Genomic DNA, 19,631 nt, shown 5'->3' with positions numbered 1-19,631 from the left:
GTAGGGTTCCCGTTGGAATGACCAACACAGGAATGCGCTTAACAGCGCAGGAATCGGAAAGCCTGAGAATTATCCATAGACATGAATCAAATCATATTAACTCATCAATTTTCACCCAGATTGGAGGCTATCCGAGGCCTTGCAGCACTTATGGTTGCCCTTTCTCATTCGATGGGAGCGGTGCTGTTGACAACGCCTATCGATCAATGGCTTAAGCAAGCGTCTAACGTGCCGGGCAATGGTGGTGCAGGCGTAACCATTTTTTTCGTTCTTAGCGGACATGTGCTTGGCTTATCAATGATGGCAATCAACATTCACCCCGTCCGTTATTGGCCCCTATTTATGTTGCGGCGGGTGCTGAGAATTTATCCAACGATGCTGGTATGTTTAGGCGTCTGCGCCGCATTATTGGCTTGGGTTTATAATACACCGGCTAAATTCCCGGCAGCCAGTAGCGCCTATTATGAATATTGGCAACATGGCGTCAATTGGACACTATTTTACAAAAACATCCTGCTCATTGAAAACTATATAAATCCAGTCACATGGACGCTACAAGTCGAGATTTTAGGCGCCATGGCCTTTCCATTTTTATATGCCATCAAATCCCGCTACCCTGTCGCCTCACTTTTTCTCCTTGGCGCATGGCTGCTCTATTTCGTTACAACGCCACTTTATGTGAATGCCCGCACAGGGTTTTTGTACATGTTCTTGACTGGCCTGTATGTGACTGATGTTAGTCGGTGGCTTTATCTGCGATTGCCAAACATGACCGGTAAAATCGCGATTATTAGCGGGTTGGGTTGCTGCGCGGGTCATCTGATTCTGCCGGAAACGACGCCCTGGGGTTGGATTTTAGAGTCTGCCTTTGCCCTAATAATGCTTGCTGCGCTTAACGCCTTTCCAAACCGGCTAAGAATTCCTGGGTTAGATCGCAGGGAAGTCCGTTTCCTTGGTAAAGTGTCATACAGTTTTTACCTGTGGCATTTTCCTGTGCTATATATTGTGACGACTGAAATGTTCCGCTTGATGGATTCAGAAACTCTATTAGCCCACCCAGTACTATTTCAGTGGGTACTATTTAGTATCACCAGTTTATTAACTGATGTTACGCACCCACCCTTCAAAAAGCGTATTATTTCGGGATGGAAAAAATAAAACTAGAATTATACACAGACTACCTGATCTGCAATAACGGGTTTGCGACGGCGACCGGATTGTCGGCAATGATGGAAGGGGATATAAGCCATGACCAGATGACGCGTTTTCTGGCATCGAAAGCATTTACCTCCAAAGACCTGTGGGGGCAAGTTAAAGCGACAGTACGCCAGATAGAACAGGAAGATGGTTGCCTGATATTTGACGATACCATTCAGGAGAAGGCCTGGACGGATGAGAACGAAATCATGTGCTGGCACTTTGATCACTGCAAAGGGCGTTCGGTCAAAGGAATCAATTTGCTGAACGCCCTATACTATAGTGGGGAAGTTTCAATTCCCGTCGCCTTTGAAGTGGTGCGCAAGCCTTACCAGTTCAGTGATGTGAAGACCCGCAAGGTCAAGCGGGCCAGTGAGTTCACCAAAAATGAGCTGATGCGGGAGATGATAGCGACCAGTGTGGCGAATGCCATCAAGTTCCGCTATGTGTTGACGGACAGTTGGTTTGCCAGCAAGGAAAACTTTGAGTTCATCCTGAAAAAAGACAAGCACTTCATCAGCGCCCTAAAGGATAACCGCTTGGTGGCTTTAACAGAAGACGACAAGAAAGAAGGCCGTTTTGTACGGATCAGTCAGCTGGAATTGGCGGATCAGCAGGCGGTGCGCGGTTGGATGAAAGGTTTTCCTCATGAGGTGCTTTTCGTCCGTCGGGTCTTTACAAACAAAGACGGCAGCATCGGCCTATTGAATCTGGTGTGCAGTGATTTAGCGTGCAATGGCGAACAAGCCGCCACGATCTACCAAAAACGGTGGAAAGTTGAGGAGTTCCACAAGTCATTAAAATCCAATGCGGGGTTGGCAAAGTCACCAACCCGTACGGTCACTACCCAGAACAACCATGTCTTCATGTCGATCTATGCGGTGTTCAAGCTGGAATGTCTGAAGATAAAACACAAGGCCAATCATTTTGCGCTAAGAACTAAGCTGTTTATCAAAGCGAACCAGATAGCTTATGAAGAGTTGCAAAAATTACTGGCTGCGTAACATCAGTTATTAACCCTCCCCATCGCCTCGTTGTCGTATAAATGGGTAGAACTTCCCTGCAAAGCTTCGTTTTGGCGTAAGACCCAACTTATAGATCAAGACCTGCTTAATCCTGCTCAAACGGCAGTAAGCCAAAAGATTGAATGAAAATTTTGATGGTCACCCGCGAGACACAGGCGGATAAACGCTACGGACTGGGGCGAAGCCTAACTCCGTTAATTGCCGAATTTAAGCGCAGGGGCATTGACGCAGACGTTATTTGCCAAGCCGATTTGGGCGTACGGGCATTGTTATGGCAAGGCAAACTACAACAACTATCGCATCGGCTATTGGACAGGCTAAACGGCCAAACCGATTTTGCCACGCTGTTCTCAGTGGTGTTAGAGCGTTTTAACATGGGCAGACTGGCGGCTAAAGTGTGCTCAAAAAATCATTACACGCATGTTCATTGCCATGACCCCATCATAGCCGCGGGCTATCGCCTTTTTTCGTTACTTTCACTGTCCGCTCAAGTCCGCTGGGGAATAACCGAACACGGATTCGGCAGCTACAGCCAAGCTATCTATGCTGATGGCGTGCGCATGGGGCCGCGTATTTTGTCCTTATTGACTCGCTGGGAGGCTCATACCTTAAGTCAGTCGGCCTGGGTTGTAACGCCGAGCCATAGCGCTGCTTTGCAACTGGCTAAGGATCTCGGCTGCCCATCGATACCCGACACCTGGCATGTTATTTACCATGCCAGGCCCGACATCAATTGCTATCAAAAACAAGAGGCTCGCCAACAACTTAACTGGACCGATGAATATTTCTACCTACTTAGCGTGGGTCGAATTGCCCCCGTTAAACAGTTTCCGCTACTGGTTGAGGCCTGCGCAAAAGCCGCCAGCGCTAAGCCTGTTCAGTTAGTTATTTTGGGCGAGGGCGAATATGAGCCGCTGCAAGATCTTGGCAAACGACTGAAACTAAAGCGGCCCATACAATTTGCAAGCACCGATAACATCGGCTTGTATTTAAGTGCGGCGGATTTATACGTCAGCACTTCGGCATCAGAGTCGTTCGGTCTTGCTAATTTGGAAGCCATGACCGCCGGTGTTGCGGCACTCTGTACTGCGGTCGGTGCCGTACCGGAAATTGTCGATACCGGCGGCGTACTGGTGGCCGCCAATCTTGAGGCCGTTACTAGCGCTCTCCAGCACTTAATGACCGACAACGACGCCAGACTAGCGATTGCAGAACGCGGTCTGCAAAGAGCCCAATCGTGGCCTGACATCAAAACCATCGCCGATCACTATGAAAAAATTTATCAATAAATTTATCCATGCCAGGTGGCAAAGCAAAATAGCTAAGTTGCAGCCCTGTCCTTTGCCCAAGCCCTTAACACTGGTCAAGGGTGGCAAGGTGCTGGTTTTTTCGCCTCACCCTGATGATGAAACCCTGGGCTGCGGCGGCACCCTGGCACTACTTCGAGACAATGGCTGCACCATAAAAGTGATTTTTGTCACCGATGGCGGCGGGGCCGGCAGTTTGCCGGAAGGTTCGATAGCCATTCGCCAACAAGAAGCCAAAGCCGCCTTGACTGCCTTAGGCGTGCAGGACTGGCTGTTTCTGGGTGAGCCGGACGGCAGTTTTCGCAATCATCCCAAGTTTGAACGACAAGCGCTTGAGATCATGCAACAATTTCAAGCTGACTGGCTATTTTTGCCGTCGGTACTCGACTATCACCGCGATCATGTTGCCATAGGGCAAACGCTTTTCAGCCTCTGGCAACGTTACAAAACCGCTGAACGGCTGTTTTTCTACGAGATATGGAGCCCGGTTCCCGCCACTCATGTCGTTGACATCAGCAGCGTTATCGACCTTAAACGGCAGGCTATCAGCCATTATCGGCTGCCTCTCGCACATTGCGATTATCTTTCTGCCAGCATGGGGTTGTCTGCCTATCGGGGGCTTTATCTGTCTGGAAACGGGCACTCCAAATTTGCCGAGGCCTTTGTCGAGGCCGAAAATAATGGAAGTTGGAGCGGCATGCCGGAAAGAATGCTGTCTTTACGCGTCTACCTTGAAAAACGGCTAAAACACTGATTTTTTCGATCTAGCGTTTTATCCAATTCATCAAATTTCCTTGCCGACCTGAAACCTCCTGCTTCCGGGAGATTATTTGAGATTGACAACGAGGCACCCGCATCGTTATCCTTTTTGGCAACCTCCTCATTCACGGGGAGAAACAATCCACCAATCTCTATCCATTGGCGGTGTCACTCGATGGATGAGGTCGGGTGTGGATTGAAACTACTAATCTACAAATATGCAAAAAAATAACGATTTCTCCATGAATAAGGTCGAAAAATTACCCCTTGTTAGCTTAATTGTTCGCACTAAAAACCGCCCAATATTATTAGCGGAAGCGGTACAGTCTATTGCCAAACAAACTTACCCTAAAATTGAAATCATTGTTGTGAATGATGGTGGCGATGATATTAGCGAAATAGTTGGCCCATTTAATACGGGCGATATCGCTATTATTCCGCTGCAATTTCCTGAAAACCTGGGCAGGTCAAAAGCGGCTAATGCCGGGCTTAACCAGGCTACCGGCACCTATATCGCCTTTTTGGATGACGATGACTGGTTGGAACCGGCACATATCCAACAGCTGCTCGAATTACTTGAAAATCCGTTGCATGCTGATTGTGTTGCCGCCTATTCCAGCGTCAGATGTATCGATCAAAAAACCGGTGATTTAATTAAACTGTTTAATCAGCCCTATAACCCAGTCACGCTAAAACTGGAAAACTATATCCCTGTTCATGCGCTGCTTTTTCGTCGAAGCGCCATTGATAATTCTGTAGCTTGCCGTTTTGATGAAGCGCTTGATTTATTCGAGGACTGGGATTTTTGGTTGCAGCTGCAAGCGCACGGAAATTTTATCTGGAATGAGCAAGTCACTGCAAATTATAGGATAGTGAGCGGCTCATCCGGCGAAGGCGTGTTTTCAAACGAATCGCGTGCCATGACTGCATTAAATACGCTTATAGAAAAATGGCGGCATAAATGGTCAACCGCCGAGATTATTGAGGTTATTGCGCACGCAAGGTTGCTTAATAAGCTTTTGGAATCGACAGAGTCACTGCGCCTGGGTTTGGATCAGGATAAGCAACAGCTGACGCTTCAATTATCGGTTGTTAGTAAGCTTCTGGAAACGACAGAGTCACTGCGCCTGGGTTTGGATCAGGATAAGCAACAGCTGACGCTTCAATTATCGGCTGTTAATCGGGAATTGGAGCAGAGCAAACAGCTTAATGAATTAATAGTAAATTCTTTGTCGTGGCGGCTAACTAAACCTTTAAGGGCTTTACGACGGGTAATGACGGAAAACGCTGTCAAAATAGCTACATTGCGGCAAGTTGTTTGGCTGACACTGATTAAGGCTTATCAAAATAAATATTTACAGCCGTTAATCAGGCTTATTCCTTTCACTGTAAAGCATCGTTTAAAAGCATTATTTATTCCACGCGTGCAAAATAAATCACGATTAAAAGAGCCTAAACAGCTAAAAGTCAGCATTATTATTCCGGTCTATAATCATGCCACTCATTTGCGGGAATGTATTGATAGCGCTTTAAGACAAACGTACGACAATGTAGAGGTGGTGCTTTGTGACGATGCATCAACAGATCCTGAAGTAAGAGAAATCCTCGATCAATATCGCGGCAGACCAAAACTCAACCTATTATATGCGGATAAAAATGCGGGCATATCCGCTACGCAAAACCGGTTATTAATTGCGTCGACCGGCGACCTGATCGCCTTGTTGGATTGCGATGACTACTTGGCCGATAACGCAATCGAAGCGGCGTTGAATGCCTGGCAAAGTGATACGGTTTATTTACATACCGGGCGCATTAATATTGATGAGGATGGGGTCGAAATTAACCGGATTTCATTCGAACATTTGCCAAGGCAGGATTATTTCTTGGAGAATCTCGAGAGGATGTTTGCAACGCATCTTAAAATAATTCATCGGGATGCATTTGCCAAAGTTGGATTATTTGATACGCGTTTTGATTCCGCACAAGACTACGACATGCTTATGCGCATTGCCTTTCACTATCCAACGCAAGCTTTTGTCCACATTCCAGACAAGTTGTATTGCCATCGCTTGCATAATAAACAAACGACGGTATCAATGAATGACAAACAGCTTGCCAATACACAGCTGATTCAAACAGAAGCGAGGATGCGCCAGGACATAAAAAAGGGGAAGTTTACACATTTCGTTTCCTTTATCATGTTGTCATACGGTAAAAAAGACCAAACCCTGGAAGCATTACTCAGCTTGAAAAAAACCGTCAATATTCCTCATGAAATTATCTTGTTTGATAATGGTTCCGTTGCCGAGACGGTAGATTTTATTAAATTACATATTGATGGTCATTTTGATCATGTAAAGGTCATTTATAACGATACCAATCTAGGCCCTGCCGCTGGCCGGAGAGAGGCATTGCGCTATGCTTCTGGAGATTGGTTTATTATCTTTGATAATGATGAGCTTGCTGAGCCTGGTTGGTTAGAGGAATTATTGGTTAGAGCTTCATCCGATCAGAATATTGGCGCAGTTTGCTGTAAGGTGATTTTTCCTGACGAGAGCTTGCAGTTTAGCGGGGGAGAAATTAAATATCTTGATGATCAATTAGTACTCCTGGATCTCTATGACAAAGGCAAGAGTGTTTATGATTTGGAAAGCGCTCAGTTTAGGGAATGCGACTGGTGTCCGATTGGCGCTACATTGTTCACGGTAAACCCTGCACTGTTTTTACATGAAGGTTATCCCAATGTATTTGAAGATGCCGGTGTATCAATGGCATTGAAAAGAGCCGGCAAGCGCCTTGTTAATAGCCCAGGCTCATGGGTTTGGCATGAACACCTGGTTTATCGTAAAAACATAGACATGAAAGAGCTTTATGTTAATGATCGCTATGACCCCATAAAAATGCTGACTAGCCTGAAAAGTTTTTACCAAGAAAATGGCTTGATTATTAAAGATGAATACGTCTGGAGAGAGAATAGACTTAACAATTTATCGCGAAAAGAACTTATTGACTTATTAACCCAGGATGCGACAAGCAAACACGAGTAGCACGGACCACGGTAATGTGATCGGTATGGGTATTATGTCGGCAAATCCTCCGCCAACAGCACGAACGCCCTGGGCTTAAAACTCAAGTCTCGCGCCGCCTCATCGTGATCGAACACCAAATCCTGGTTCATTCGCTCCGCCATGGCTGTCGACCATTGCCGATAACGCGGCAGGCGGCGCAGCATAGCCGCCGCCAGGCGAAAAGCCCAGAGCGGGACAGTCAGCAAGCGCGGACGGCGGCCGAGGGCAGAAAACACTCGGGCGACCATGTTGCGATAAGCGAGCGTCTCGCCGCCGGAAATGTTGTAGGCGCGGTTCGCCGCGCAAGATGCCTGCAAAGCGGCCAGACATGCATCCGCGACATCGGCTGCATGGATGGGCTGGCGCAGGCCGTTGGCTTTGCCAAACACAGGAAAAAACCCAAAACGACGGATGAAGCGCGCAATCTCGGTGATATTTTTGTCCCGCCCCAAACCATAAATCAGCGTAGGCCGCAAAATGACCCATTCCACTCCACGGCTTTCCGCCCACTCCCGCACCCGCGCTTCGGCATCAGCAAGCCGGAGAGCGATGGCTTGTTCTTCAGCGTCGGTGGAATCCTTCTTGGTGAAACGGCTGGTAGAAGACAGTACCACCACACGCCGCACGCCCTGCGCATCAAGCAGGTCAAAATAATCCGGCAATACCCAAATAGGCGCAACACAAACCCAAAACGAAATACTCCCCTCACCCGCAAGCGGGAGAAGCCGTGATTTGGCGGCTGCCGTTTGACGGCGACGTCGCATGGCTAGCGGTTCATTCAGAGGGGTCGAGGAAGAGGAATCGAGCCGTCGCCACTCAATGCCATCACCGGACCGTCCAACCGCCTGCCGCGAGAACGCCCTCACCTGCCAACCGGCTTCAGTCATCAGCGGCAGTAGACATGCCCCCACTAAACTGGTCGCGCCAAGTACACCTACACGGTTTTTAATATCGGTATCAGCCACGCCCAAGTCCCAACGCCTGACCGGCGCGCTTGGCCGAATAATAAGCAATCATAAGGCCAAACCGCAGCCACACCCCTACCGTAACCAACCCCATCAGTACGCCGGGATACTGATGTCGAAAAAACTTGTGGTAAAACCGAATCATGCCCTTGTGCTTGTGCCACTCAACAAACATCGGCCTACTTCTACCGCAAACCCCTAACGCATGGGTAATTTGCGCCGACGGAACGAACAGTATCTTCCACCCTTTCTGTCGAAAGCGCATACACCAGTCCAGATCTTCACAATGTAAAAAATAGCCTTCGTCCCACTCCCCAACATCCTGCATCGCCTCACGTCTGACCATCATGCAGGCACCGGAAATCGCCTCCACCTCGATGAGATGATCGGGCAACGGTTGTTTATGCAAGTGAAAATCAAAGAACAGCTGCGGCCAACGATCCGAAAAACGTGCCAGCCCAAATGCGCGCACAAAAGAACGCCAAGGGGTGGGAACAGCCCGGCGACCACCGGCTTGTTCGGTTCCGTCCAAATTAGTAAGAAAGCCTCCCACCATACCAGCACGATCATCCGCACGCATAGCCTCCAACAATCGGGTCAGCGCACCGGATTTGAAGAAACAATCAGGGTTAAGGAACAACAAAAACTGAGCAGAAGCGGCACGAACCCCAATATTACAAGCCGTCGCAAAACCAACATTCGCTGGATTTTTAATAATTTGTACGTACGGCAATCCCAGTAAAGACTCCAAACTACCATCAGTTGAGGCGTTATCAACCACGATAATTTCTATTTCCAGCGAACAATTCCGCAACGAATCGACGCAGTTACGCAAGAACTCACCCGCATTGTAATTAACAATGATTGTTGAGATAACGGCACTCATATTTTACTTTTCACCCAATTTTGTAGTAGCCATCTTATCTATCTGCCGCCAAACCTCCCCGGTTGAAGCAATCCGAGTTTTTTGAAAAGTAACTATCGTAAATTGAAAATGCTATGTTAAAAATAAAATCAATAGGTCAATACTTTTAAGGCAGCTAATAATTAACAACAACGTGGGAAACCGCACATTTACGGGTTATTTGCTTCCAGCCAACCGTTGATTTCCTGTAAATTTTCTTCGGCTATCGAGCCGATGGCATGCATGAAACGGATACGGTTTTTGATGTAGTTGTATTTGGCTTGCGCGAAATCTTTTTTGGCCGAAAATTCATCCTGCTGCGCTTTGATCACGTCGCTGATGGTCACTACGCCGTAATGGTAACCGCGCTCCATCGCTTCCCGTGATTTACCGGCAGAGTCCAGCGCTTTTTGTGCGGCTTTGATATGCCTCGCATTGGCATTGGCACTGAGAAAGGCATCGCTGGTTTCTTTGGTGATGCCGCGAATGGCGGCTTCGTTGTCGTTTTTGCTGAGCTGCAAACGATGCTTGGCTTCAAACATTTGATGGGTGGTGGTGCCGCCTGAAAATAGGGGCACGGTGACGTTGATCGCAGCGACTTCGGTTTGTACGTTTGCGCCTAAATTTGCGCTTTGATAGCCGGTGTTGGTGTCATAATAATTCAGTTGCAAATCGGCGACCGGCAGGTATTTGGATTTCTGCACCGTCACATTATTTTCTGCCGCTTCTATGGCAATTTGTTTTGCCGAAATGGCCGGATTTTGGCTTTCCGCCATATCAATCCATTGCTGAAGATCGCCCTGGATTTCCTGATAATCGACACCATCCCGCAGCTTGTTAAGTTCCGCCGGACTGACGCCGGTTAATTCTCTAAGGCTTTGTTGCGCGGTCACCCGCTGGCTCTCGGCCAATATTTCGGTAGCAATAAGTTGATCAAGCCTCGCTTCTACGGCATAGAGGTCGGTGATTTTTAAGAGTTGCTTGGCATATTGTTTTTGTATCTGTTCAAGCTGTTTTTGCGCGGCCAATTTTTCTGTTTTGGCAAAATCGAGTTGATCTTCTGCTTCCAGTTCGTTGAAATAACGCTCCACCACGTTGAACATTAACTGATTATGCGCCTCGATAGCTTCTGCGGCGTATTGATCTTCCACTTTAGACGCACGCCGCCATTCCCAAAATTTGGCAAAATCGACCAAAGTTTGATTCAGCGAGACGTAATAGCGGGTACCGTGGAAGTTGCTGGTTGAATCCTGGCGGCTTCCGCTGACGGTTTGCTTGTTGGCAGACCAGTTGCCGCTGGCGCTGATTTGCGGCAACATTTGACCCAAGGCTTGGCCTTTTTGCGCCGAACCAATGTCAATTTTGACTTTAGCGCTTTGCAGTTGCGGATCGGCTTGCAACGCCTGCTCGTAAACACCCAGCAAATCTTCGGCTTGCGCCATTTGGCTGCACGCCAAAATGATCAGCATTAGCCCCTGTCTGTGTATATTCATATCGGTTAGTCTTCTATGAATGAGCGCGCAAAGAAATTGGTGGCGGGTTGGGCCAGGTATTCAAACAGCGTTCTTTCACCGGTATTAATCAAAACCTCAGCCGGCATGCCTGGCAGTAATTGCATATCACCCAGTTTTTTACGGCTGTCCGGGGTGAGTTCAATTCTGGCTTGATAATAGGCATTACCTTGTTCATCGGTCAGTCGGTCGGCGGATAAATGAATAACCTTGCCATCCATTTTGGGCGTTTTCGATTGTTTGAAGGCGCTAAAGCGAACTTCGGCCTGCAGGCCAACGGCAACCCGGTCAATATCCATGGGCGACACCTGAGCTTCTATGATCAGCTCGGCATCCTGGGGAACTATGTCAAGAATAGGATGCCCCGGAGAGATAACGCCATTTTCGTTATGCACCGTCAAGCCGAGCACCATGCCGCTGGCCGGCGCTTTGATCACAACGCGGTTAAGTTTGTCCTGGTTGGCTGCCAAGCGTTCCTGGGCATCGTTAAGCTGCCCCTGGGCTTCGCTGAGTTTGCCGGCGACTTCTTCCTGAAATTGTTTTTGTACTTGTAAAATTTGCAGTCGGGTTTCGCTGATCAGCATTTGATTGGTCGCAATTTCCGCGTTGAGTTGGGCAATTTCACCGCTTTGCATCGCATGATTGCGCTGCAAATCGCGTAACCGTTGCTTGTCGGCAAAGCCTTCGGCTAACAGTTCTTTCAGATCGCGAATTTCTTCAGCATAGGAGGCTGTCAGTTGTTTTTTGCTATCTATCTGCCCTCGGAGGCCGTTTATCTTGCTGTTGATCTGACCGACACGCTGATTCAGCACGGCGATTTGACCCTCGTACGCGCTTATTCTGGACTTAAAAACATTATTTTCAGCCAATTTTGCCTCGGCGATTCTAGGATCACTGGCATCATCAAGTAATGCGGGATAGTCAATTTGTTTAAGCCGATCTCTTTCGGCGCGCAGCCGCGCTACCTGAGCAGCAAGAGTGATATTTTGAGCGCGCGCTATTTCCAGTTGGGCTTTGATTTGAGTATCGTCAAGCAACAGTAATGGCTGGCCTTCTTTGACTAAATCACCGTCTTTGACCCGTATTTTTGCAATAATGCCGCCATCGAGATGTTGTACCGTTTTTCTGTAAGATTTTACCACGACAACGCCCGGCGCCAAGGCGGAGCTATCCATAGGAGCCAAAAACGCCCAAACGCCAAACACACCAAAGGTTGCAAAAACGATGGCCGCACCGATGTTGCGTATGCCTCGATCATTGGCATGCAAGACGGTAGACGGGTTATTTACTGCGGTTTTTTCTATCATAATGCTTCTATGTTATGCGGGTTGCGCTACAGGCGCGACCGCTTGTTGTTGCTGTTGTTGCAAATGGGCGATAACCTGATCTCTCGGCCCGTAAACGGCTAGCGTGCCTTCACTGAGAATTAACAGCTTATCGACTTTGGACAGGACACTATTACGATGGGTAATAATCAGTACGGTCGTTTGTTTTTCCTTAAGCTTGATCAGCGCCTTTTCCAGCGCGGCTTCGCCTTGTTCGTCGAGATTGGAGTTGGGCTCGTCCAGCACCACCAGTACCGGGTTGCCGTACAGCGCCCGCGCCAGACCGATACGTTGCCGCTGCCCACCCGACAAGTTGCCGCCGGTGGAGCCGATAAGAGTGTCGTAACCTTCGGGGAAGCGCAAAATCAGGTCATGGACATCGGCCATTTTGGCGGCCTCGACCACCTGATCAGGATCTATGTCGCCAAAGCGGGCGATATTCTCGCTGATAGTTCCTTCAAATAATTCAATATCTTGCGGCAGATAACCGATAAAACCGCCCAGATGCTCGCGATCCCAATTGAACACTTCGGCGCCATCCAGGCGTATAGCGCCGTTGGCGGTAGGCCAGATACCCAATATGGCCCGCGCCAAGGTCGATTTTCCGGCGCCGCTAGGCCCGATAACGCCGACAATGTCACCTTTTTCAATGACCAAATTGATGCCCTTGATGATGGGCAATTTACTGCCCGGCGGCACCACTACCGCATTTTCCAGCTGAAGGCGACCTTGCGGGTCGGGCAGCAGCATGCGGTCTTTCTCCGCCGGAATTTGCAATAAAATAGTATTAAGACGCTCGTACTGTCCGCGAGCACTGATAAAGCCTTTCCAGGTACCGATAATAAGATCGATTGGCGCCATCGCTCTGCCCATCAGAATGGAGCCGGCGATCATTAAACCGGGCGAGATTTCGCGCTCGATGACCAGATAAGCGCCCAAACCTAAAATCAGGGATTGCGAAGAAATACGGATGACTTTAGACAGGGCCGTTAGCAAACCGGCACGCGAACTGGCAACGGCTTGCAGTTCTAAAACCTTGACCGCGCCTATCATCCAACGCTGCCGTATTTTACCCAGCATGCCCATCGATTCGATAACTTCGGCATTTCTGAGATTTCTGCCCAGCGCGCCACGCGTCGCCATCGCGACATTGTTGGCTTCGCCGAGTATTTTGGTCGTGGCTTTTTCGGTGACGGCAGCGACAATGCACAACAAGATCGCGGTTAATATTGAAAACCAGCCGAACCACGGATGAAACATGAACAGCAATGCCAAATATACCGGCATCCACGGCGCATCAAAAAAAGCAAACAGGCCATTGCCGGTCAAAAACTGTCTCAAACCCGTCAGGTCGTCCAGCGGCTGGGTTGTGGCTCGCTGTCCTCCGGAATACAGTGATTGCTTAAAGGCGACTTGAAATAAGCGCTGATTTAACAGCATTTCCAGGCGGCTGCTGACTTTGACTAGAATTTGCGAACGCACCCATTCCAGTGAAGCCATGGTAATAAACAGTACGACCACTATCAGTGTCAACATCAATAATGTCGATTTATTACCGGTAGCAACGACGCGGTCATAGACCTGCAACATGTAGATAGAGGGCGTGATCATCAAAAAATTGATGAGTAGACTGAAACCGGCTGCGGATAGGAATGCGCCTTTACAAAGTTTAAGGGCTTCTTCTAAATCGGACTTAGTATTTATTTTCATTCCTGGATAACAACAATTTCAAACCTTATATTTTCACATATTTGGCATTGAATTAATAGAGAAGTATTTTCCTAACTGATGTTACGTACACCGGCTAAAAAAACGTATCATTTTAGCCGGTAGGGCGTAGCGTAACCCGACATTTTTCGCATGAAGCTGGGTTACGGCTAAAGCCTAACCCAACCTGCTATCCTATGCTTTTTCACCTGACATAACTGAGGTTACGCACTGCCTACAAAAAACACGGAAAATTTTGCTCCGCCTCCAATTCTTCACTCGTCGTTGTTTTCAGCAAGCTCAAATAAATACTCTCCATACTCGGTCTTAGCCAGTGCTTCGGCAGCTTTTATTAAATCCTGCCGGGTTAGCCAACCCTGATTGAAAGCAATTTCTTCCAGACAGGCGATTTTAAATCCCTGTCGATGTTCGACGGTTTGTACAAACTGGCCTGCTTCGATAAGGCTGTCATGAGTACCGGTATCCAGCCAGGCAAAACCGCGCCCAAGAATTTCTACATTGAGCTTTTGATTTTGCAGATAAACCCGATTAACTTCGGTTATTTCCAATTCACCGCGCTCTGACGGCTTGATTTGCTTGGCAACCTCAATGACCTGATTGTCGTAGAAATACAGCCCCGTTACTGCAAAATTTGAACGTGGCTGCGCCGGTTTTTCTTCAATGGATATGGCTTTATTGTTTTCATCAAACTCGACCACGCCGAAGCGTTCCGCGTCTTTGACTTTGTAGCCAAAAATGGTTGCCCCTTGGTTATGATCCATAGCGTGTTTTAAACTGGCAGTAAAGCCTTGCCCAAAGAAAATGTTATCCCCCAAAACCAGGCAAACATTGCTGTCTCCGATAAATTCCTCGCCGATCAGAAATGCCTGTGCAAGGCCCTCCGGTTTGGCTTGTACGGCATAGTCGAGCTGTATGCCGAAATCCGAACCATCGCCGAGTAGTTTTTTAAAGCTGAGCTGGTCTTCCGGCGTAGTGATAATCAGTATTTCCCGTATTCCGGCCAGCATCAGAACTGACAGCGGGTAATAGATCATCGGCTTATCATAGACCGGCAACAACTGCTTAGAGACCGCCTTGGTAATCGGATGCAACCTTGTGCCTGCGCCACCCGCCAGAATAATGCCTTTCCAGTTCATCATGCTTCTCCAAGTCCCAGTCTTTCGCGGCAGTAACTGCCATCTTGAATATGACGGCACCAATCCAAATTATTCAGATACCATTGCACGGTTTTTTTCATGCCGGTTTCAAAGGTTTCTTTCGGCGTCCATCCCAGTTGATCGGCAATTTTTGTCGCATCGATAGCATAACGAAGATCATGCCCAGGCCGGTCTTTAACATACGTTATCAGCTCCTGGTAAGAACCGATTCCACCCGGCTTATCCGGCTGAAGTTCATCCAATATGCGGCAAAGGGTTTGCACCACGCTGAGATTGGTTTTTTCGTTATGCCCGCCGATGTTGTAAGTCTCGCCAATTTTCCCTTTTTCCAGCACTAGCAGCAACGCTCGGGCGTGGTCATCGACATACAGCCAATCCCTAATCTGCTGCCCATTGCCGTAAACCGGTATGGATTTACCTTCCAGCGCATTCAGCATGACAACCGGAATTAATTTTTCCGGGAATTGATAAGGGCCATAGTTATTGGAGCAATTAGTCACTACAACCGGGAGGCCGTAGGTGCGCTGCCAAGCCCGAACAATATGGTCCGAGCTTGCTTTGGAAGCGGAATAAGGCGAGCTGGGCGCATAAGGCGTCTGTTCGGTAAAAAGGCTATCGTCATCGATTAAATCGCCATAAACTTCATCGGTGGAAATATGATGAAAACGGAATTGTGCTTTTTTAGCCTCTGGCAGAGATTGCCAATAGTGTCGCGCGGCTTCGACCAAGACATAAGTGCCGACGATGTTGGTTTCAATAAAAGCGGCAGGGCCATCAATAGAGCGGTCTACATGGGATTCCGCCGCCAGATGCATGATCGCATCCGGCCGGTATTCCCGGAGCAGTTGCTCCATCTTAGCCGCATTGCCTATATCGGCCTGTTCAAAGCTATAGCGGGAGCTGCTCTCTATCGGCTTAAGCGATTCAAGATTACCGGCATAAGTGAGCTTATCGACATTGATGACGCTGTGTCCTGTTTCTGTGAGTAGATATCGGATAAGGGCCGAGCCTATAAACCCCGCACCGCCGGTGATAAGTATTTTCATGTTTGTTGTCCTTAATGATGTACAGAATCGGCTATATCTTTCATACAAAGCGTTAAAGCTTGATCCCATGCAGGCATTTTCAAGCCAAAATGCTGTTCCAAGCGGCCTGTTGCCAAGCGCGAATTGGCTGGGCGCTTGGCCGGCAGAGGGTAAGCTGTAGTCGCTATGGGGTTAATCGTGTGGTTTTTTAATGCTTGGTTTTGCTGTTGCTGCGCAACATCAACAATCATCCGGGCAAAACCATGCCAGGATGTTTCGCCCGCTGATGTTAAGTTATACAGACCTGAGTTAAAACCGCCTTCGCGCCGTTCAAGCAGCGATTGCCGTAAGATATGCGCCGTTGTTTCAGCTATCAGTCGCGCCCAGGTTGGTGAGCCAATCTGATCGGCAACAATATTCAGCTCTTCGCGTTCTGCCGCTAAACGCAGAATACTTTTTAGAAAATTATGGCCTCTTGCCGCATAAACCCAAGAGGTCCGAAGCATCATGTAATCGACTCCACTGGCTTGTATAGCCTGTTCACCGGCTAATTTGCTTTGTCCGTAAATATTAACCGGATTCGGTACATCGTCTTCGGTATAAGCAGAAGTCTTGGTACCATCAAAAACATAGTCGGTTGAGTAATGAATCAACAAGGCACCGGTTTTTTTTGCGGCTTCCGCTAAAACACCGGGCGCTTCTGCATTAATCAGAAATGCCAAATCCTTTTCAGTTTCCGCTTTATCCACTGCGGTATAGGCTGCCGCATTGACAATGACATCCGCATTATATTTTTGCACGGCGTGCCGCAAACCATCAAGATCGGCAAGATCGGCTTGGGTACGGTTGACGGCAATGATTTCCCCCAAAGGCAATAACGCCCTGGCTAACTCCCAGCCCACTTGCCCGTTGCAGCCGGTTAACAACATTTTCATGCGAACACCTCGGCATCGCCAAAAGCCCGGCCTTGGGCATCCTTGGCGGAAAGCACGGGAACATAGTTTTGGGGCCAATCGATGCCAATGTCCGGGTCATCCCAGCGGATACAACGCTCGTGCTCCGGCGCATAGTACTCGGTGGTTTTGTATAAAAAATCGGCCTGCTCGGACAGCACTAAAAAGCCATGCGCAAAGCCCGGCGGCACCCAGAACTGCCGATGATTTTCTCCGCTTAACTCCACGCCAACCCAATGACCCAATGTGGCCGACGATTTTCGCAAATCGACCGCCACATCAAAAACACACCCTGCGGTGACACGAACCAGTTTTCCTTGCGGTTGTTTTATCTGATAATGCAAGCCTCTCAATACATTTTTACCGGATCGCGAATGATTATCCTGTACGAAGGTCGCAGCGACGCCGGTTAAATCATGAAAAGTTTGTTGATTATAACTTTCTAGAAAAAAACCGCGTTGATCGCCAAATACTTTAGGCTCAAGAATGAGTAAATCTGGAATTGCTGTTTGGATGACTTTCATATTGAAAACATAGTTAAGTGAAAAAAATGCCTTGCCTTATGCGCTCAATTGCCAAAATAATCTTTATCAGATGCGCCGGCGTATCGGCTTATCGCCAATGCTAACGCTAGCCATAAGGTTATAGTCAAGAAAGGGGCGGCATGCCTTATGCTGAGTATTGCCATTCATGAACTATGGATACCCGCATCCATACCGGCAAGGCAGCTGTGGCTGAGGTTTCTTGCTAATCAGGCCGTGAATTCAACGTTTGCTGCGTAAGACGGGAGTAAAAACACTACCAGCCTTACTCCAGCGAAAGGATAAACTCCCACTGGTCTTTGCTGACCGGCATGATGGATAATCGATTGCCCCGCCTTACCAGCGCCAAATCTGCCAGTTGTTCGTGACATTTCAATTCTTTAAGAGTGATGGTGCGCGACAGGGTTCTGAGGTATTTAACGTCAACCATCATCCAGCGAGGATGTTCATGGTCGCTTTTGGGATCGAAATGCGGATCATCCGGATCGAAAGCCAAAAAATCGGGGTAGCCTTCTTTAACAATTTCCATGATGCCGACGATGCCCGGTACATCACAATTGGAATGATAAAAGAAAACCGAGTCGCCCAGCTTCATATCGTCCCGCATCATGTTTCTGGCCTGATAATTACGCACGCCATCCCAATGTTCGGTCTGCTTGGGCTTGTTGTACAGATCGTTAATCCCGAACGCATCAGGTTCGGATTTCATCAGCCAGTAGTTCATGGGGATTTTGTTTTGCATAAGACTCTATTGTTAGGATGTATCTCCCGCCGGCGCCGTAATGTGCCATCGTCCTTGAACCGAAGGTTCAAGTGGGGACGTGGCTGGTAAATCAGGCTTCCCGTATAAAACGGGCATGCACACCAATACCGGTATCCGCCCCCGGGGTAAAAACAGGTTCAGGAACACCCAGCACACCCTCGAACGCTACAGGAGATACAGGACAATAGTTTAGCGTGTTTACTGGTTTTCTAAAACGTTTTCTATTTTGTGCGTCATTTTTGACAGACATTCGCTCAAACTTTGGTTGAGCGTGGCATTTTGACTTTTCATCAGCTGTAACTCATGAGCCAGATTAAGCGCGGCCATCACTGCAATCCTATCAGCGCCCGCCACTTTGCCGGAATCTCTCATTTGACGCATTTGCCTATCAAGCTGTTGTGCCGACTGGATCAGATCGTTTTGGCCATCAACTGTACAAGCGATTTTGTATTCTTTGCCCATAATGGTCAGGGACACAGGCTGGGGTTTGACGTTCATGAACCATTCTCCATTGCTTTCAGACGAGAAATCATCGCTTCAACTCGGGTTCTGGCCAGGGTGGTTTTTTCCAGTAGCTTGGCTTTTTCCCGAACCAAGGAATCCTGCTTGGTTTTCAGCGAACTGTTTTCATTTTTTACGCGGTCGTATTGCTCGATAAGCTGATCCAGCTTGTTTTCGAGGCCTTTTAACTCTACAGATTGATCTAATTGTATCATGGTGGTAACTAGGTTATTGCCAGCAAGTAAATACGTAATATTTTACGCCTTTACCGGGCGATTCAAGATGAACAAATGTGATTCACATTAACGATCAATGGTAGCATAAGCGATATTTTTAGTCCGCGATAGTGAAATTATTATGTGGAATTTATGACTTATCAAGTAATCAATACAATAGTTGTACGAAGCGATGCCGAACTCTCGGCCGCAGAAGCTCACGGTATGGCGACGGGCATGTTATGCGCCAATCAGCAGGCTCAGAGCGCCGAATGGTTAACCGAACTGTTTCGGCATGCAATACCGGCAGCCGATGAAGACCGCTCAACATTGGTGCATTTATTCGAGGAAACGCGAAGCTTATTGGCAAACGATGAATTCGAATTCGACTTGTTGTTGCCTGACGATGAGAACTTGCTGGGCGATCAGGTTGAAGCATTAACTTGCTGGTGCCGTGGCTTTTTATTGGGCGTGGGCTTTACCCATACTGCCTCTGACTTATCCAAGGAAGCGACCGAAATACTAAAAGACATTGCCGAATTCACCAAACTGGACATCGAGGCTGAAGGGGAAGAAGATGAGAGCGATTTTATGGAAATCACCGAATATATGAGATCGGCGGTTTTATTACTGTGTAGCGAATTAAATGACAAAGGTTCTTGAACCTTTCACCTTGAACCTTGAAC

At 48.1% G+C, this 19,631-nt stretch carries 18 protein-coding genes and 1 other RNA gene; 6 read left to right on the top strand and 13 right to left on the bottom strand.

All coding sequences use genetic code 11. The features are described 5' to 3' along the window. The first annotated feature begins 81 nt into the window (after positions 1-81). The 5 genes from ABXJ76_RS01055 (at position 82) to ABXJ76_RS01035 (ending at position 7,335) form a co-directional block, all read left to right on the top strand. Positions 82-1,158, top strand: coding sequence for an acyltransferase family protein (locus tag ABXJ76_RS01055; protein WP_432743291.1), 1,077 nt, complete (start codon positions 82-84; stop codon positions 1,156-1,158). Then, positions 1,146-2,201, top strand: coding sequence for an IS701 family transposase (locus ABXJ76_RS01050; protein ID WP_432743289.1), 1,056 nt, complete (start codon positions 1,146-1,148; stop codon positions 2,199-2,201). The genes ABXJ76_RS01055 and ABXJ76_RS01050 overlap by 13 nt, the downstream gene beginning before the upstream one ends. A gap of 143 nt (positions 2,202-2,344) precedes the next feature. Then, the gene (locus tag ABXJ76_RS01045) at positions 2,345-3,511 is read left to right on the top strand and encodes a glycosyltransferase family 4 protein (protein WP_432743287.1); all 1,167 of its coding nucleotides are present in this window, start codon (positions 2,345-2,347) and stop codon (positions 3,509-3,511) included. Then, entirely contained in the window at positions 3,492-4,283 is a 792-nt protein-coding gene (locus ABXJ76_RS01040; protein ID WP_432743286.1) for a PIG-L deacetylase family protein, read from the top strand. Before ABXJ76_RS01045 ends, ABXJ76_RS01040 begins: the two co-directional genes overlap by 20 nt. 223 nt (positions 4,284-4,506) lie before the next feature. After that, the gene (locus tag ABXJ76_RS01035; protein WP_432743284.1) at positions 4,507-7,335 is read left to right on the top strand and encodes a glycosyltransferase family 2 protein; all 2,829 of its coding nucleotides are present in this window, start codon (positions 4,507-4,509) and stop codon (positions 7,333-7,335) included. Between the two features lie 32 nt (positions 7,336-7,367). On the opposite strand, the gene ABXJ76_RS01030 is transcribed toward ABXJ76_RS01035, so the two are convergent. The 13 genes from ABXJ76_RS01030 to ABXJ76_RS00970 form a co-directional block, all read right to left on the bottom strand. Next, the gene (locus ABXJ76_RS01030; RefSeq protein ID WP_432743283.1) at positions 7,368-8,120 is read right to left on the bottom strand and encodes an NAD-dependent epimerase/dehydratase family protein; all 753 of its coding nucleotides are present in this window, start codon (positions 8,118-8,120) and stop codon (positions 7,368-7,370) included. 193 nt (positions 8,121-8,313) lie between these two features. Next, entirely contained in the window at positions 8,314-9,207 is an 894-nt protein-coding gene (locus ABXJ76_RS01025; protein WP_432743281.1) for a glycosyltransferase family 2 protein, read from the bottom strand. Positions 9,208-9,395: 188 nt separating this feature from the next. Beyond that, a complete protein-coding gene (locus ABXJ76_RS01020; RefSeq protein ID WP_432743279.1) occupies positions 9,396-10,718 on the bottom strand; it encodes a TolC family outer membrane protein in 1,323 nt (440 codons plus the stop codon). 5 nt (positions 10,719-10,723) lie between these two features. Beyond that, the gene (locus ABXJ76_RS01015) at positions 10,724-12,043 is read right to left on the bottom strand and encodes an HlyD family type I secretion periplasmic adaptor subunit (protein ID WP_432743278.1); all 1,320 of its coding nucleotides are present in this window, start codon (positions 12,041-12,043) and stop codon (positions 10,724-10,726) included. A gap of 12 nt (positions 12,044-12,055) precedes the next feature. Further along, positions 12,056-13,771: a type I secretion system permease/ATPase gene (locus tag ABXJ76_RS01010; protein ID WP_432743277.1), complete on the bottom strand. Its 1,716-nt coding sequence runs from the start codon at positions 13,769-13,771 to the stop codon at positions 12,056-12,058. A 272-nt stretch (positions 13,772-14,043) separates the two neighbouring features. Beyond that, positions 14,044-14,928, bottom strand: a complete 885-nt coding sequence (gene rfbA, locus ABXJ76_RS01005) for a glucose-1-phosphate thymidylyltransferase RfbA (protein ID WP_432743275.1) — start codon at positions 14,926-14,928, stop codon at positions 14,044-14,046. After that, a complete protein-coding gene (gene rfbB / locus ABXJ76_RS01000) occupies positions 14,925-15,992 on the bottom strand; it encodes a dTDP-glucose 4,6-dehydratase (protein WP_432743274.1) in 1,068 nt (355 codons plus the stop codon). Before rfbB ends, rfbA begins: the two co-directional genes overlap by 4 nt. 11 nt (positions 15,993-16,003) lie before the next feature. Next, positions 16,004-16,906 (bottom strand): dTDP-4-dehydrorhamnose reductase, encoded by a 903-nt coding sequence (gene rfbD, locus ABXJ76_RS00995; protein ID WP_432743272.1) that lies wholly within the window; start codon positions 16,904-16,906, stop codon positions 16,004-16,006. Continuing rightward, positions 16,903-17,448, bottom strand: a complete 546-nt coding sequence (gene rfbC, locus ABXJ76_RS00990; RefSeq protein ID WP_432743270.1) for a dTDP-4-dehydrorhamnose 3,5-epimerase — start codon at positions 17,446-17,448, stop codon at positions 16,903-16,905. Before rfbC ends, rfbD begins: the two co-directional genes overlap by 4 nt. Positions 17,449-17,731: 283 nt before the next feature. Then, the gene (locus ABXJ76_RS00985) at positions 17,732-18,190 is read right to left on the bottom strand and encodes an EVE domain-containing protein (protein ID WP_432746407.1); all 459 of its coding nucleotides are present in this window, start codon (positions 18,188-18,190) and stop codon (positions 17,732-17,734) included. A gap of 37 nt (positions 18,191-18,227) precedes the next feature. Then, positions 18,228-18,406, bottom strand: a non-coding RNA gene (ssrS, locus tag ABXJ76_RS00980) — 6S RNA. 21 nt (positions 18,407-18,427) lie between these two features. Beyond that, a complete protein-coding gene (locus ABXJ76_RS00975; RefSeq protein WP_432743269.1) occupies positions 18,428-18,727 on the bottom strand; it encodes a cell division protein ZapA in 300 nt (99 codons plus the stop codon). After that, positions 18,724-18,945, bottom strand: coding sequence for a TIGR02449 family protein (locus ABXJ76_RS00970; protein WP_432743267.1), 222 nt, complete (start codon positions 18,943-18,945; stop codon positions 18,724-18,726). Before ABXJ76_RS00970 ends, ABXJ76_RS00975 begins: the two co-directional genes overlap by 4 nt. 153 nt (positions 18,946-19,098) lie before the next feature. On the opposite strand from ABXJ76_RS00970, the gene ABXJ76_RS00965 reads away from it, so the two are divergent. Continuing rightward, on the top strand, positions 19,099-19,608 hold the full coding sequence (locus tag ABXJ76_RS00965) for a UPF0149 family protein (RefSeq protein ID WP_432743265.1): 510 nt from the start codon (positions 19,099-19,101) through the stop codon (positions 19,606-19,608). Positions 19,609-19,631: the final 23 nt, after the last annotated feature.

This window comes from Methylobacter arcticus (assembly GCF_050917435.1).
In the GTDB taxonomy this organism is placed as follows: Bacteria; Pseudomonadota; Gammaproteobacteria; order Methylococcales; family Methylomonadaceae; genus Methylobacter_A; species Methylobacter_A titanis.
This window is presented reverse-complemented; position numbering and strand designations above follow the sequence as displayed.